1 protein-coding gene is annotated in these 550 nt (G+C 48.9%); it reads left to right on the top strand.

Annotation, left to right across the window (positions count from 1 at the left end):
• On the top strand, positions 1-221 hold a 221-nt coding region (locus DW913_RS10205; protein WP_233542056.1), incomplete at its 5' end, for a hypothetical protein.
• Positions 222-550 lie beyond the last annotated feature (329 nt).

The following is a 550-nucleotide window of genomic DNA, read 5'->3' as shown; positions in this document are numbered from 1 at the left end:
GGGGAGGCCTCGCGGCCTCCCCCTTTTTTGCGTTATATGCGATATTTGCCCTATCCGTTTTAGGAGTGCTCGGATTGACGTTAGTCGAGGTCATCGTTGTCATCTGCGTTGGGGTAGAGCCGATCTTTTTGTTTATGTCGCTTTCTGTTGGCGCTCAGTCGACTCTAGGGTTCTGTCGCCACGTATATCCGGACGGTTCTTTTGCTCCTTATTTCCAGTAAATCAGTTAAGGGGTATTGTTTCAATCAAATACACTCCGCCAGCGGGGGCTCTATCTAATTAGTGATAGAGCCCCCGCTGGCGTTTTATAGGTTTGTTAACGTTGTCCTTCTATTTATGACGAGCTAACTAGCAGAGACCGACGAGGGTATAAAGATGCTATGTCTACAGTGGACAGCAAGATTCCCGAGGTCATACGGTCTGTCCATGGTTTATGACCAAATGTGTGACTCTGAGCAACTCGGAGCCAGCTAATTCATTTGTGAACAAAATATGGAGTACGGGATTCCCGCCCACGGCGCCCCTCCGGTCTGGCAATATATCTCCTTGC

This window comes from Collinsella sp. AM42-18AC, assembly GCF_003467965.1.
Lineage (GTDB): Bacteria > Actinomycetota > Coriobacteriia > Coriobacteriales > Coriobacteriaceae > Collinsella.
Note: the sequence above shows the minus strand (reverse complement) of the source record. Positions and strands in the feature narration are given on the sequence as shown.